The 14,420-nt window shown below is 62.8% G+C and carries 12 protein-coding genes and 1 pseudogene; 1 reads left to right on the forward strand and 12 read right to left on the reverse strand.

From position 1 onward, the window contains the following. Positions 1–60: 60 nt before the first annotated feature. The 5 genes from RT424_RS09820 to RT424_RS09840 all read right to left on the reverse strand — a co-directional run bounded on the left by RT424_RS09820 (position 61) and on the right by RT424_RS09840 (position 5,003). Positions 61–1,023: a glycosyltransferase family 2 protein gene (locus tag RT424_RS09820; protein ID WP_313437036.1), complete on the reverse strand. Its 963-nt coding sequence runs from the start codon at positions 1,021–1,023 to the stop codon at positions 61–63. 27 nt (positions 1,024–1,050) lie between these two features. Then, positions 1,051–2,040, reverse strand: a complete 990-nt coding sequence (locus RT424_RS09825) for a phosphoribosyltransferase family protein (RefSeq protein ID WP_313437038.1) — start codon at positions 2,038–2,040, stop codon at positions 1,051–1,053. 22 nt (positions 2,041–2,062) lie between these two features. After that, a complete protein-coding gene (locus tag RT424_RS09830) occupies positions 2,063–3,055 on the reverse strand; it encodes a glycosyltransferase family 4 protein (RefSeq protein WP_313437041.1) in 993 nt (330 codons plus the stop codon). A gap of 8 nt (positions 3,056–3,063) precedes the next feature. After that, positions 3,064–4,011 carry a glycosyltransferase family A protein gene (locus RT424_RS09835; protein ID WP_313437044.1) on the reverse strand — a complete coding sequence of 316 codons (948 nt, stop codon included), beginning with the start codon at positions 4,009–4,011 and terminating at the stop codon, positions 3,064–3,066. A gap of 113 nt (positions 4,012–4,124) precedes the next feature. Then, positions 4,125–5,003, reverse strand: coding sequence for a hypothetical protein (locus RT424_RS09840; RefSeq protein WP_313437047.1), 879 nt, complete (start codon positions 5,001–5,003; stop codon positions 4,125–4,127). Between the two features lie 380 nt (positions 5,004–5,383). Between RT424_RS09840 and RT424_RS09845 the strand changes: the two genes are divergently transcribed. Further along, positions 5,384–6,442: an acyltransferase family protein gene (locus RT424_RS09845; RefSeq protein WP_313437050.1), complete on the forward strand. Its 1,059-nt coding sequence runs from the start codon at positions 5,384–5,386 to the stop codon at positions 6,440–6,442. A 17-nt stretch (positions 6,443–6,459) separates the two neighbouring features. Here RT424_RS09845 and RT424_RS09850 read toward each other — a convergent pair. The 7 genes and pseudogenes from RT424_RS09850 to RT424_RS09880 form a co-directional block, all read right to left on the reverse strand. Beyond that, positions 6,460–6,752: pseudogene (locus RT424_RS09850) on the reverse strand (plasmid stabilization protein). A 72-nt stretch (positions 6,753–6,824) separates the two neighbouring features. Then, positions 6,825–7,472, reverse strand: coding sequence for a YbhB/YbcL family Raf kinase inhibitor-like protein (locus tag RT424_RS09855; RefSeq protein WP_313437053.1), 648 nt, complete (start codon positions 7,470–7,472; stop codon positions 6,825–6,827). Between the two features lie 83 nt (positions 7,473–7,555). Next, the gene (locus tag RT424_RS09860) at positions 7,556–7,813 is read right to left on the reverse strand and encodes a hypothetical protein (RefSeq protein WP_313437055.1); all 258 of its coding nucleotides are present in this window, start codon (positions 7,811–7,813) and stop codon (positions 7,556–7,558) included. A gap of 34 nt (positions 7,814–7,847) precedes the next feature. Further along, complete coding sequence (locus RT424_RS09865; protein ID WP_313437058.1) at positions 7,848–8,021, reverse strand: hypothetical protein; 174 nt, start codon at positions 8,019–8,021, stop codon at positions 7,848–7,850. Between the two features lie 159 nt (positions 8,022–8,180). After that, positions 8,181–12,371: a bifunctional nitrate reductase/sulfite reductase flavoprotein subunit alpha gene (locus tag RT424_RS09870; protein ID WP_313437061.1), complete on the reverse strand. Its 4,191-nt coding sequence runs from the start codon at positions 12,369–12,371 to the stop codon at positions 8,181–8,183. 205 nt (positions 12,372–12,576) lie between these two features. Next, entirely contained in the window at positions 12,577–13,371 is a 795-nt protein-coding gene (locus RT424_RS09875; protein ID WP_313437064.1) for a transporter, read from the reverse strand. Between the two features lie 67 nt (positions 13,372–13,438). After that, a complete protein-coding gene (locus RT424_RS09880; protein WP_313437067.1) occupies positions 13,439–14,161 on the reverse strand; it encodes a hypothetical protein in 723 nt (240 codons plus the stop codon). Positions 14,162–14,420: the final 259 nt, after the last annotated feature.

A 14,420-nucleotide genomic window follows, 5' to 3' on the forward strand; every position in this document is an offset into this window, starting at 1 on the left:
TATTATCAGGTCTGACTGTCCGATCCCGAACGGCGGGACGTTGCCCCTGTCATCCTAAACTTAGATACCCGCTGCCGAATTGTTGCCGCCACCGCGCGTACGGAAGATGCGGGAACGTGACACGAAGCGCCAGAGCGCGCGTGGATGGCGCAACGCCAGCGAAGTGAATTCACCCCAGCGACCTGTCCGGCGCAACTCTCCCAGGCGGTGGGAATCCGCATAGAGCACTTGCCACTCCCGCCCCTGACGCAATGCCGCCATTGTTCCGGGCGTTGCGCGGTCGCCGTATTCCGCGATGAGCCGGTCCATGATGTCGACCCGCGTCTGCGGCGTGAACCGGGTACGGGTTCCCTCCGAACGCGCGCCACTCACCTGGCCGAGCTGGGTGGTATAAACGTACCAGGCGCGGCGATCGAGAACGCCGGTGGCGCCCGAAAGCAGGCAACGGGCATAGAGATCGAAATCCTCGGCGAAGCGGAGGCTTTCCGAATATCGCAGACCTTCGCCGGTGATGAAGCTGCGGCGCATCATTGGCTTGAGGAAGCCGAACTTCAACGGCGAACCGGGACGTTCGGCTTCGATCAGGTCCGTGATCGTCACCGACGATATCCCTTTCTCGCGAAACGATCGCCCGGTTTCCCGTTCGGCCTGGTCATCGTAGTAGATCAGTCCGTCGAAGACGAGATCGGCATGTCGTTCATGGCCCAATACGCTCAGCCGCGCGAGCCGCTCAGGCTTGAACGCGTCGTCGGCATCGAGGATGGCAAGCCACTCTCCCCGGCTCTCGCCTATGCCGATATTGCGAGCGACGCTGGGGCCACCGTTCTTCGTCGTTTGCAGGCTCCGCACGCGCGGATCGCGATGCGACCATTCCTGCAATCGTGTGTAAGTGTCATCGGTCGAGCAATCGTCGATGGCCAGCAATTCCCAATCCTGTAGCGTCTGGTCGCGCAGGCTGCCGATCGCGCGATCCAGAAACCGGGCGGCGTTATAGCAGGGCATGATCACCGAAACCTGAGGCATGGTATCTCCGCTTCGTCAGGAATTTCTCTATCGCCGCAGGGCTCGCTTGATCCTGGCGACACCGCGGTCTCCCAGCAGCCCGAACGCCAGGGCCCGCACCAGCCGCTTGGCCGGACCGCCGCCCGTCTCGTTGCGCCTTGCGTAATTGCGCCGGGCAGCGGTGGTGTCGCCGGGCCAGACCATGCGCTGACCTTCGATGCTCAGCACCGGCCGTTCGCTGAGTTGCGCGATCTCCTGGGCCTGCTTGTCCTCGCTTTCCACGAACAGCCCCGCGCCGGTCTTGACGTAGACCGACGCCTTGAAACTGGCATGAGCACGCTGGCGCCGACGTTCTTCGGCGGATGGCAAGTCCAGCATCCAGAGGTTTTCGTACTTTACGCCGTTCTGCGCCAGCCAGCGTTCGGTTTCCGGCCGGTACTTCTCAAGCCTGCTGGTAACCAGGTGTTTGATCGGCACGTTCGCCCTTAGCAGCGGCTTGGCGGTCAGCAGGAAATCGCGATACTTCTCGCCGTCGTCGTTCTGCGAACTGTGGGGGTCGTGGCAGAGGATGCCATCGATATCGAAACAGGCATCGGCCAGGCGCTTGTGGCGCATCAGGTTCCATTCGAAGATGCGCGGAGACGGGACGGCCTCGAAGATCAGGTCAGCATCCTCGTGCGCGGCCCTGGTTCCGTACACCGCAAGGTAGGTCGCCGGAATGTCGGGACCGATGGCCCTCACCCGTTCGCGAACCGCCCGCATGGATTCTCCGGAAGCGATGCTATCATCGACGATCAGGACGCGGCGCGGCCTAACATTCTGGTCGATCGTCTCGCGCGCCGTGCGCCCCACAGTGGGGGTGCGACCCTCCAGATAGCTTTCCAGATCGAGCAGTGGCTTGTGGAGTTGAACCGCCAGGAGATTGGCAGGCAGCAGTCCGCTGCGCGGTATCCCGACGATCAGATCGACGTCTTCCGGTATGGCGTGAGCGTTGAAGAACACGGTCTCTGCCAGATCCGCGAACGAGCGATATTCCATGTCGTCTTCCTCGAAGTGGCGGTCAGGATGGCGCGGTGGGCTGGAGGTAGAAGGCCTGAACCCTGGCGCGCACTTCGTCGCTGAGCAGGCTTTCCGCGGTCTCTCGCGCCGCCTCGCCCAGCGTTCGGCGCAATGCCGCGTCGGCATTCAGGCGCATGATCAGGTCGTGGGCTTCCTCGGTGGTGTCGAAGAGAAGGCCGTTGCGGCCATTCTCGATCACGGACGAGGCGCCGGAAGTGCGATCGGTCACAACCGGAAGACCGCTGGCCATGGCCTCGATGATCACCCTTCCCCACGGCTCGGGCCACAAGGGCGAGGTGCGATAGAAGAAGCAGTCGAGGTTGCCCAGAAACTCGGGCGCCTTTACGCTGCCGAGGGCGCGCATATGGACTTTCCCGGTGTTAAAGGGGGCCTGCTGCATGGCGATCGTGGCGCCGAGCACGTCGATCTCGCAGCCTTCTTCGGCCAGCCTTGCATAGAGCGCCATGTCTTCCGGGTGATGCTTTTCCGGCGCATCCCGGCTCAATCGGCCGACGCGTAGGCCATTGCGCCCCGACCTGTCCCGGGGCACGAAGGCATCGAGGTCCACCAGCGAGGGTTCGACGATGCCGCGATAGGGAACCTGGTCCGCCAGTTCCTTGGAGCAGAACACGATCTCGGGCTCGATGCCACAGGCCTTGCGGATGAGATCGACCCGTTCGCCCAGGCGCTCTGCGTCCGGCGTGTTGTAGGTCAGGATCACCCGGCGGGGCCGAGCCAGTCGGATCCAGTGGCCGATGTTGAAGTAGACGCCCACGAACACCAGTGTGCCACCGCGTGGGAACGACAGCCGACGCGTGTCGATCCCGGACATGCGGACGCCCGAAAAGGCCTGTGACGGGGCCTCTCGGAAATGCCAGACCCTGACATCGGCCGAGGGTTCGAGTTGGCGGTAGAGGCTTACGGTTCGCCATTCGCTGCCACCGGAGGGGTTGAGCATCGGGTTCACGAGATGGATGCGGGGGCTTGCGGTCATGGCGATGCTCAAGCTCCGGCCAAGAGCTTTTTCAGCCGAAGGCCGATCCGCGCCAACGGCTGACATAGCGGTGACGACAGACCGAGCAGGATCGCGAATTGCAGCGGATTGTACCAAGGCTGGAAATGCTTCCAGCTCGCCCGCCTGACCCGCTGGCTTTTCGCGGTGCGCAAGGCATATTGATAGGTCTCGCGATTGGCGAGCCTGATCAGCAGCTTGCGCGTGGAGGAAGGTTCCGTTGCCTCCAGCTTCACGATGGTGTCGATCATGCAATGGCAGAGGTTGTCGTGCGAAAGCGCGGTCACCATGTTCTGCGAATCCTTAAAGTATACGGCCGTGCGCACGGGGTTCACATGGACCGGGCCCTGGCGCGCCAGCCTCAGCCACAGATCCTTGTCTCCCCCCCGGCGGCAACGGTCTTCCGGAAAGAGCCCCGCATCCAGCAGCGCGCTTCGCTTGGCCGCGATGGCCGAGGTCCACACCGGGCACTCTCCCGCATCGAGCCAGGCCTCCACGAAATCGGGGAAGCCCAGCAGCCGCTCGCGTCCTCCTGAGCGGCGGTAGACGTCGGGGATCGTGCGCCCGCCCGGATGGATCTCATCATAGCCGGTGCCGAACATGGCCGTATCCGCCGGCGAGGCGCGGATCATTAGATCTATTGTTTCCAGATGGTTATCAGACCATTCGTCGTCCGCGTCGAGGAAAGCCACATAGTCGGATTGCGCGGTTCGGATCGCCAGGTTGCGCGCCGCGTAGCCGCCGGGCCCCGGGGTACTTCGGGTCAGCACCTGAACCCCGGCATAGCTGCGCGCGATCTGAGGCCCATCGTCTTTCGATACGTCGTCGACAACGATCACCTCGGCCGGCGGCCTGGTTTGGCGCAGGACGGATTCAAGGGCACGGGCGATGTGCGGACCCTTGTTATGTAATGGAATCACGACACAAATCGATGTCACGCGACCATCCGTCCTTCTGGTGTGGTGCCCCTGTTAGGCAGTGCTTTCCAAGGCGATCAATGACCATAAATAGCTACCGGCGCTTCTCATGAGGCCAGATCACGAATGCCGGATCAGCCGGTGGAAGCCACTCCGGGTTTCCTTGCCACTGGCATTAGCAATGGATTGCCGAAGTCTTCCACGAGTGCCGCTACCTGCAAATCGTTTTCGCGGCGGTTGTGATCGTAGAGCCGCTCCTTCTGCGATGAGTGCCAGGCAGTCTGGTCGAAGCGCGGCCCCACTTTGCAATAGGGGGTGCCGGCCCGCCGCGCACACCAGTAAAACCATAAGTCGTCGGCCGAGGGCGCATAGCGCTCGAACAGATCGCGCCTGACCACGTCGGGATGGAGGCCGCCGGGGGGGTAGAGAATGCCGCCGATCCCGGTAGGCATGAGATCGACGCCGGGCATTCTCGCCTGCGGATCCTGAACGTCCCATTCCCAGTCGTGATAGGGTGCTATTTCGCCGCTTTGCCGTTGCTTCAGCCGGTGCGCGCGATGGCAGGTGATCACCGGCCCCTCCCCGCGTTGCCCTTCTACCAGATCGGTCAGCCAGTCGGGCCGATAGAAAACGTCGTCGTCGGCCGTGGCGAGGTAGGCATCGGGAAAAGCCGGGATCGCGAAAATCAGCTTCTTGTAGCTCCGCGCATCGTCGACGACGCGCAGTTCGATCCCTCGATCGAGCAGGCCGTGCACTTTCTTCGGCAAGGCGGCTACGTCGCCTTCCGCGATCCACAGGACGATCCTGTCCGGCAGGGTTTCCTGCCGCAGGAGGCTGCCCAGCGTCAGGTGCAACGTGGCATAGCGCGCCGGATAGGATGTCAGCGACACCACCAACTCGCCGGGCAGCCCGTGAGGCCGGGAAGACGTCACGGGAAATTGGCGCAAATTCTGCCGATACTGCGCCGCGCTCCACAACCGCGCCGCCACCGGCCGGGGGAGCAGTCTGTTCAAGATGCGCTTTCCAAGGCGGTTCAAAAGCTTGTTCCCGGACGATTGGCGATCCGACCGAAGTCTAGAGCATGCCAAAACCGCTCGCCACTATACTCTAGAGACTGTCCAGCGCTCCTGTCGCCGCGCCGGGCGCTCTTGCTGGAGTAGCGGTGCGCATGCGCAGTTTCGTGCGGTTTATGCAGGCCCGCCGGGCATCGTACCACAGTGCTTTGACAGTGGAGATTTTCCCTTTCCTTACAACGCCGGCGACAAGGGGTTAGTGCGGAATCTTAAAGGATTATCGCACGAAGGAGGCGGGGCGACTAACAGTGCCAGTCGCAAGACGATGGCCCGAGCGGGGTCGAATTCCAACGGCACATCCGTGCCCAGGAGAGCCATTCGTGAATAGGGCCAAGGCACTCGAAACCCGTCCAGGCCATAAGCGTATCGCTTGGCTGGAGGCCTGCAAGGGCCTGGGTATCATCCTGCTGGTGGTGCTTCACGTCTGTGCGGATTCCAAATCGCCGATGTCGCCGGAAATCGTGTGGTTTCTTCGACTTTTCCGCATGCCGATGTTCTTCGTCGTATCCGGGCTGCTGTTTTCGGTGCGCCCGCCGATGGCTCTGGCGGAGAGAAAAGTTCTATCTCTTATAGTGCCTTATGTAGCGTTTCTCGCTCTTATTCTGGCGCTTATCTCCCTGAGGTCGATTCTCTTTCACCTGCCCAACCCCTATCTGACGCGTGCAGGCGTTAAAGCCGTGATCCTGGGTGGAGAGTACCTGAAAAGCGATTTCGGCGTTTTCTGGTTCATGACCTGCCTGTTCTTCACACAGATTCTCTACAACGCCATGCTATTGCGCTGGAAAACCGCAAGCAATCCGCGGCTCGTCGCCGTTGTGATCCTGATCTATGTCTGTGGTTACGCCCTGTGGCTGGCCGCGCCGGGGTTGCCCACCCCGTGGGCGATCGGAGTAGTACCCTTCGGCCTGCCGTTTCTCTGGTTCGGAAACCTGATGAAGGAAGGCCGCCTTGGGCTACCTGGCGCATGGCTGGTGTGTGTTGCGGTCATCACCCTGTCGCTGGTGGCGGGGATGTTCGGAACGCACTTCGGAATGGATCTGAAGTATGCTGAGCCCGGCCCGCCGATCATCGGCATGGCGCTGGCGATCGCCATCACCTGGCTGTTCTTTCAGCTTATGAAGGCCATTTGCCTGATACCATGGCTGGCGCGCCCATTGGAAGTGATCGGCGCATCCTCGATGACCGTGATGTTCCTTCACCAGTTCCTGCACTTCTCGCTGCGCCAGGCCGGCATCGGTTTCGAACCGCTGCTGATCGTCGCGAGTGTGGCGGTGCCGATGCTGTTCTGGTTCGTAGTCAAGCAGGCTCCATGGGCCAGCGCCCTTTTCCTTGGCACGGCGAACCCCGGCGCGGCGCTGCGCAATCTTAGGCTGGGCTAGGCTGGATCAGGGCTCAATCAGGCGTTACCGTTTCGCCGGCGGGTCTCCCAGCCCTTTCGCGCCGCAGCGGAGCGCTGTTCCGACGATCCCGACTTTTGCGCCTTTCCGCCTCGGGACGCTGAGACATGCTTGTCCGGCTTGCCGCGTCCGGATCCCGATTTGTTTCCTCCACCGGATTCCTTGTTCACGGTAGCCCAGGCAGTTTTTCGGATTCTTCATGGCTTACGCCACGATCTTCATAACCTTCCTCAATATGCTGTGCCTTGCGCTTCTGCTTGTCGGTATAGCTGCTCTTGTCCCCTCTGGGCATGGATATCCTCCATATGGAAAGCTGGGGCCGGACGCGTGCCGTCCGGCCCCAGTGGTTTCAGGCTCAGTGGTTTCAGGCCGGCGCAATACCCGATGCAGCCGCCGGGATAGCCGCTTCCGACCGACTATCGACCCGAACAGGTTCGTCGCGCGAATAAGTCCCCACCAGCATGCCGGCGGCCAATACCCGGCCGCTGATGGCGCCGATGACCTCGGATCGACCGGGTGTATCGTCCACATCGATGGCTTCGGACAGTGCGAAGAGTTGAAACACATAATCGTGTACGCCATGTCCGGGCGGCGGATCGGGCGGAAGCCAGCCTTCCAGGAAATAGCTGTTGCGGCCGACGTCACGGCCATCAGGACCGCCAATCCCATCCGCGACGATCTCTCCTTCCGCGAGCCTTCGCGCGGTGGGCGGCAGGTTCCAGACCAGCGCATGGACCAGCGGGTTCGGTACCGGCGCATCAGGATCCTCGACCAGAAGCACGAGGCTCACCGTTCCGGCCGGCACCTCGCCCCAGATCAATGGTGGAGAGACGCCCTCGCCATCGGCCGTGAAGCGCTGGGCAAGGCGCCCGCCGTTGGCGAAGGCCGGGCTTGAAAGATCGATGAACCCGGCATCGCGCGCCACCTCTTCCTGCACGATGGCGAGCTTCGCATGACCTGCCCGCACATTCGTCATCAGCGCACCGAGCCAGCGTGGAACATGTTCGAGCATAAATTCTCCAGATATTGCGCAGGTGCCGCTGCCCTTCACTTCATTCCGCCTTCGCTATCCGGCCCTGATACGCCGGAGCCCGATCATTCGTTTTCGAGATCGTCGTCCTCGTCGTCATAGTCCTCGACGGGTTCGTCTTCGTCGATATCCGCGAAATCGAGCGGATCGAGGCCGAGTTCGGCAGCCACTTCCAAGCTGGTGGCGACGACCACCAGTTCTTCGCCGTCATCCAGCTCTATTACGGTGGTTTCGTCTTCGGCGCCTTGCGAGATGTTCACGACATCGGCCGGATCGACCTCGATCTCGTCGCCCTCGGGGGTTTCGAATTTTGCTGTCGGCATGTTGCACTCCTTGTCGAGAGAACCACCGAACTCGTCATTCGCGCGCGGGTTCCCGGCCTGACGATGCGAGTTCGGGCCAATCGATCGCAAGTTGGCCACGCTCTGCATCCCGGCGAGACAGGATCCAGGCCAGGAACGTTCCCGCCCTGTCCCTTACCGGCTCCGTGACGGGGCTTTCCGTGGAGCAAGGCATTACGACGGTCGCCATGCCGTTTCTATCCGTTTCCGAGGCGATATCATCAAGGCGGCGCGAAAAGGCCGTTGGTCGCGGGTTGAATTCCCTTGCTGCCATTGCTGCTCTCCACATCGGCCGTTTTGCGGTTACCATGGCAACGCGCAGAGCTCGCGGGAGGTTTCAGGCCCGGGCCTAATAGACATCCCGGAGATAGCGCCGGTCTTCCCGCATCTGGGCGATGTAGTCTTCCACCGCACCCGGCTTAAGGCCGCCGTGCGTGGCGATGATGCGGCGCAGGGCCAGGTCCACGTCCTTCGCCATTCGACCGGCATCGCCGCAGACGTAGAAGTTCGCTCCTCCATCGATCCAGCGCCAGATCTCCGCGCCCTCCTCGATCATGCGATTCTGGACATAGACCTTCTCCGACTGGTCGCGCGAGAAGGCCAGGCTCAGGCGGTCGAGATGGCCCGTGCGGCGCCAGTTGTCGATTTCCTCGCGGTAGTAGAAGTCCGTCGCCTCGTGCTGTTCGCCGAAGAACAGCCAGTTGCTGCCCGTTGCGCCGGTGGCCTCGCGATCCTGAAGGAACCCCCGAAACGGTGCAATTCCCGTCCCGGGCCCGACCATGATCGCGGCGCGTGCAGGATCGCTGGGCGGGCGGAAATGCGCGGCGGGCTGGAGGAACAGGCCCGCGCCGAGTTCTTCCGCACGGTCCGCCATGAAGCTGGAGCACACCCCGCCGCGCCGCCTTCCCTTGTTGGCATAGCGCAGGACGGAAACCGTCAGTTGCACTTCGTCCTCAAGGACATGGGGGCTGGAGGCGATCGAATAGAAGCGCGGCTGGATAGGGCGCATGACCTTCATGAGATCGCTGGCGGTCAGACGCGCGCCGGTTTCGTGAAGGACATCGGCAATCTGGTGTTCGCGCAGGAAGCGGTCGTAGTCCGGCTTGCGATCCGGATCCAGCAGCGGCACGAAAGCCGCTTCCGGCAAGCGTTCGGCCACCAGTTCCAGAATGTTGCGGGTAGGCTTGGCGATGTCCCAATGGCGCAAAAGTGCCTCATAGAGCGCTACTTCGCCCACGTCCTTGACCGTGACCGGCGTTTCGGGAGCGAGATTCAGCAGTTCGACGATCTCGGAAGCCAGCGTGGGACAATTGGTCGGCCAGACGCCCAGTGCATCGCCCGATCGATAGGCGAAGCCCTGATCCGCGAGATCGAACCCGAATAGCCGCACTTCCTTGGCGGCTCCCAGTCCGCTCAGCAGGGTGTTCCGGATCATGCGCGTCCGTAAGGGGGCCTTGCGGGTATAGGCACCGTCAGCGGCGCCTTTCCTCGCGGGTGCAGGGCTGGGAGCGGGGGAAACGGCAGGTTCCGCAACGCCGGGTGTCGGCACTTCGGGAACGGGATTGCCTTGCAGGGCGCCCAGCACGGCATCCAGCCACTGGGCGGCCGTTTCCTCGTAATCCGGTTCGCAATCGGCGCGCGGTGCGAGGCGGATCCCGCCAAGTTTATCTAGTTTTTCGTCTATCTTACGCCCGAAACCGCAGAACTGATCGTAACTGGAATCGCCGAAGGCCAATACCGAGTAGCGCAGGCCGGCCATCCTCGAGGAAGCCTCATTCTGGAGCGACGACCAGAACAGCCCACCATTGTCCGGCGCGTCTCCATCGCCGAACGTGCTGGCGATGATCAGCGCCTGTCCGGCATCCGCCAGTTCGGAGGGCTTCACGCTGTCCAGCGATGCCAGGCGCACCCGGCAGGCCTTCGCTTCAAGTCGCCTGGCGCATTGTTCGGCAAAACTCTCGGCATTGCCGGTCTGCGAAGCCCAGAGCACCATGACTTGCGAAGTCGGCTCGTCATCGACAGCAGCCGATACCGGATAGGCCGGCGCCTCGCCTTCGTCGGCGGCGAAAGGTACACGCGCGAACAGTCCGGCCAGCAGACCGTTCACAAAGTGAAGCCTGCCGCCATCGAGCGGTGCGGACCGTGGCAGCATCGGAACGTCCAGAGCAGGAGCGGCGGTCCGCAACCCCGTCATGAAGCCGGTCAGATAGTCCCTCTCTACCGTCGTGAGTTCCGGCGGCAGGCCCGGAGATAGCCCCATGACCTGCGCGAAGGCATCGATTGCAGCGGCTTGGAACGGCAGCAGGTTGCCGGCGGCAGGTATGCTCGCGGAAAGGCGTGAGAATGCCTCGTCCGGCACCGACGCCATCGAGGGTTGTTCGACGGGTCCGGATAGCCGCGTGAGAGCCACAGCTGAAAACTTGAATTCCGGTTGCAGCGAAATCAGGTCTACCGCGTCGCTCGTCAGGGCATTCACGCAGATATCCTCAGCGAACACGTCGTTCCAGTGAAACGGTGCAAAACAGTTTCCAGGCCTTACCCGGTCGGTCACCACGGCGGGCAGGACCGCCCTGCCCCGGCGGGAGCGCAACTCCACCATGTCGCCTTCCGCAACGCCCAGCGCTTCGGCATCCTCGGCGTGGACTTCCACGAAGGGACCGGGATTGAGCTTGTTGAGCGCAGGGACTTTGCCGGTCTTGGTGAGGGTATGCCACTGGTGTTGAAGCCGCCCCGTGTTGAGCACCATGGGGTAATCGGGGTCAGGCATTTCCGCCGGATTCATATGCGGACGGGGCAGGAAAACGGCCCTGCCGCTTTCTGTCGGAAAGGCGATGGCCGGCGATCCGCCGTCGACATCGAGGCGACGCGTTTGGCTCATACCATCGTTGAGATAGCGAATGGGATTGCGGTCGCTCGTCGCATCGGGCGGACAGGGCCATTGCAGCGGCGTTTCGCGGAGGCGGTCATGACTGGCGCCGCGGATGTCATAGCCGGTGCGGGGGTTCCAGAACTGGCGGATTTCCTGAAAAACCTCTGCCGCCGAGCCATAGGAAAATGCCGAGGCATAGCCCATCTCGCAGGCGACGCGGGCGATGATCTCCCAATCCGCCATGGCTTCACCGGGGGGATCGACCGCCTTCTGCATGAGAGTGAGATTGCGCTCGGAGTTGATCATCACCCCTTCCGCCTCTGCCCAGAGCGCGCCCGGCAATATCAAGTCGGCATGACGGTTGGTCTCGGTATCGACGAAGGCATCCTGGGCGATGACGAGTTCGGCCGCTTCCAACCCGGCAATGACCGTCTTGCGGTTGGCGACGCTGGCCACCGGGTTGGTGCAGATGATCCAGCAGGCCTTGATGCGGCCCTGCGCCATGTCGTCGAACATCGCGATGGTGCCGGCGCCGGTTTCGGTCCTGAGGGTACCCCGGGGAATGCCCCAGGCATCTTCCACGAAGCGGCGGTCGGCCTCGCTCGGCGTGCCGCGCTGGCCGGGGAGGCCCGGCCCCATGTAGCCCATCTCGCGTCCGCCCATGGCGTTGGGCTGCCCGGTCAGCGAGAACGGCCCGGCGCCGGGTCGGCAGATCGCGCCGGTGGCAAGGTGCAGGTTACAGATAGCGTTGGTGTTCCAGGTGCCGTGGGTGCTCTGGTTGAGGCCCATGGTCCAGCAGGTCATCCAGGCGCCCGCCTCGCCGATCCATTGCGCGGCTTGCCGCAGCTCCGCTTCCGCAATCCCCGTGAGTTCGGCCACTTTCGCGGGCGGATAGTCGGCCAGGAACGCGGGCATGGCCTCCCATCCCTCGGTATGGGCGGCGATGAAGTCGGTATCGACGAGGCCTTGTTCCCAAAGGAGATGGAGCAGCCCGTTGAGCAAGGCCAGGTCCGTTCCGGGACGGATCTGGAGGAACAGGTCCGCCTTGTCCGCCGTGCCGTTTCGGCGGGGATCCACCACGATCAACTTCGCCCCGGCCTTCACCCGGTCCATCATCCGAAGGAATAGGATCGGGTGGCAATCCGCCATGTTGGCGCCGATCACGAAGAACAGATCGGCCTTGTCGAAATCCTGGTAGGAGCCCGGCGGCCCGTCGGCGCCGATCGACAGCTTGTAGCCGCTCGCCGCGCTGGCCATGCAGAGGCGCGAGTTGCTTTCGATGTTGTTGGTGCCGATGAAGCCCTTGCACAGCTTGTTGGCAAGGTATTGCGCTTCCAGGGACATCTGGCCCGAAACGTAGAAGGAAACCGCATCCGGCCCGTCGCGGTCGATGATCGTGCGCAGCCCCTGCGCGGTGCGGGTGATGGCCTCGGCCATCGGGATCGCGCCCTGGTCGCGGCTGCCTTCGATACGGGCATAGGCGGTTGCCGCTCTTCCCGGTGCGGTAACCGGAACGTGGCAGGTGCTGCCCTTGGTGCAAAGCCGGCCGAAATTCGTGGGATGGGACTTGTCGCCCGATACCTTGACGATCCTTCCGTCCGCCACGTCCATGACGATCCCGCAGCCTACGCCGCAGTAGGGGCATGCACTTTTGACCTTGCTGCTTGCCACGTCTTCCCCACACGAAAAAACGCCACCGGCCGGAACCCTGTTCGAGTTCGACCGATGGCGTCGTTGCCTTGCTGAACAGCCTCGCGGGCTGTCGGATGCCTACCTGCGCCTTTGCGGGCAGACCTCCAATTTGATCGTCATATTGCCGTAAGCGCTGCCCCGCCGCAAGCCCCTGTTTCGCAGTGCAGCATCCGGCACCAAGGCATCAGAAGCGACGCGATATTCCCATATAGAGTTCGAAGTCGTCCGCGTCGCGATCCAGCCCGGCATTGGCGCCTAGATCGATCTGGAAGCGATCGGACGTCTGCCACGCCAGCGACAGCCCGGAGAGATGCTCGGCATGATGGTCGCCCGCCTCGCGCACTTCGCGCAAGCGGTACTCCGCCGTGGCGGAAACGGTATCGCTCAGGTTTGCGGAGACGCCGAAAACGTTGCCAAAAGCGAGATGGCGGCCGTGGCCGTCGTCGTCCACTTCGGCATCCAGCTCCGGAACCATCTCCAGCTTGATGACGGAGGAAACGTCGTAGGAAATGGGAAGGTGCACGCCGCCGCCCCAGTCTCCTGCGCCGATGGGCTGGCGTCCGACCGGCAGCGTGACGAACGGCATGACGGCAACCGAGAAACCCGAACCGTCCGGATTGGCGAAGTTCCGTCGCAGCGCCAACATGGCATCTCCCGTGCCGCTGCGCTTGTCGATCCGTCCTGCTTCATCTCGGTTGCGGGCAAAACCCAGGCTGGTCCAGCCAAGCTGGATCTCGGCGTGATCGGCCACTCCGGCGCGTATCAGAAAGTCTCCGAAGACGAAGGTGTCCTCCCGCCCGGAAGCGTCGCGGTTCAGCGTCCAGTCCCCGAGTCCGGTTTCGAAGGACAAACGCCCCTTGTCCATGGTGCATGGGGGAGTGCCGATACCGGGACGGTCGGGGCAAAACTCCCGATCCTGCGCCATCGCAAGGTCCGGCGCGGCCAGCAGCAACAGGAAAGGAAAGGCTCGAAGATACATCACCACGCCTCTAACGGACTGCGATGGATATCGACTCCAGGCGAGACAAGTTCCCGGGCCTACTGCTTCAACGCGCGTAACGCCCGCGCCCGAGTTCGACGGGAAGCAGGGTATCGCCATCGATCTGCAAGATCATCCGTTCGAAGGGCGATGCCGTGAACTGTTCGACATCGATCGAAAAACGCACTTCGCCCGAGCGGACCGGCGGGATGCGAAGGTCTACATCGCGTCCGGGAGCATAAGGCGCGCTGAGCCGCACGGACACAAGGTCCGCATCGGGAACGTCCGCGACCACGGTGGGACCACTCCCGGTCGTCGTTACCTCGGCTTGGCTGCCATCGGCGAAGCGCAGGGCGGCCGTGACCCCGTGCGCCGTCTCTCCCGATCGCGGATCGATCACCCGCACGGCCAGTCCTCCAGGCCGCTCGCCCGGCCCCTGCGCCGCAGCGGCGGCCTCCGCAGACCAGGGCTGCGTATCCAGATAGCCGAACATCGGTTTGTCCCGGGACGGCAAGCGTGCCGCCAGCACGATCGTTTCGCCCTCGCGATGCCAGCGCCCGTGGGAGAACTGATCCAGCGCGCCATAGGAGATGTACCACTCGAAGCTGCCATCCGCCCGCAAGAGGAGTTCGGACCCGGTCTCCATTATTCCGGAAAGGTAATAGTGACCAACGAATGCGGGATCGGGCGCGGCCTGGCTGCTCGCACGGACACCGCCCTCCTGGGCAGCCGGTGCGATCGAGGGCATGGTGACGGCAAGGCAGCCTGCGATGAAAAGTCCGGTCCGCATAGCCGATATCTATCTCGCCTTTCGCGAACGGCAATCTCCATGGTGGAAATCACCCTCACCCAAAGTGGGAAGTGTAAAACTTGCACGTTCTGCCCTAGGGTGTGTGCGGACAAACTTGCCTGAGACTCTATCTGCATTTTTCCGGGTTCTGTTGGGCGGAACGGATCTTCTCGGACCTCATGCCATCTCGCGAGATGCGGCGAAACAGAGAGGCCTGCGAACGATCATGACAACGGTAGTATCAGTCGCCATCCGCAAT

The organism is Novosphingobium sp. (genome assembly GCF_032093395.1).
Taxonomy (GTDB): domain Bacteria; phylum Pseudomonadota; class Alphaproteobacteria; order Sphingomonadales; family Sphingomonadaceae; genus Novosphingobium.

What these genes read in the sequence shown, in the direction of transcription:
- RT424_RS09865 (WP_313437058.1), bottom strand. Translation starts at nt 8,021, where the DNA reads ATGGCGACCGTCGTAATGCCTTGCTCCACGGAAAGCCCCGTCACGGAG.
- RT424_RS09825 (WP_313437038.1), bottom strand. Translation starts at nt 2,040, where the DNA reads ATGGAATATCGCTCGTTCGCGGATCTGGCAGAGACCGTGTTCTTCAAC.
- RT424_RS09880 (WP_313437067.1), bottom strand. Translation starts at nt 14,161, where the DNA reads ATGCGGACCGGACTTTTCATCGCAGGCTGCCTTGCCGTCACCATGCCC.
- RT424_RS09830 (WP_313437041.1), bottom strand. Translation starts at nt 3,055, where the DNA reads ATGACCGCAAGCCCCCGCATCCATCTCGTGAACCCGATGCTCAACCCC.
- RT424_RS09855 (WP_313437053.1), bottom strand. Translation starts at nt 7,472, where the DNA reads ATGCTCGAACATGTTCCACGCTGGCTCGGTGCGCTGATGACGAATGTG.
- RT424_RS09820 (WP_313437036.1), bottom strand. Translation starts at nt 1,023, where the DNA reads ATGCCTCAGGTTTCGGTGATCATGCCCTGCTATAACGCCGCCCGGTTT.
- RT424_RS09875 (WP_313437064.1), bottom strand. Translation starts at nt 13,371, where the DNA reads ATGTATCTTCGAGCCTTTCCTTTCCTGTTGCTGCTGGCCGCGCCGGAC.
- RT424_RS09860 (WP_313437055.1), bottom strand. Translation starts at nt 7,813, where the DNA reads ATGCCGACAGCAAAATTCGAAACCCCCGAGGGCGACGAGATCGAGGTC.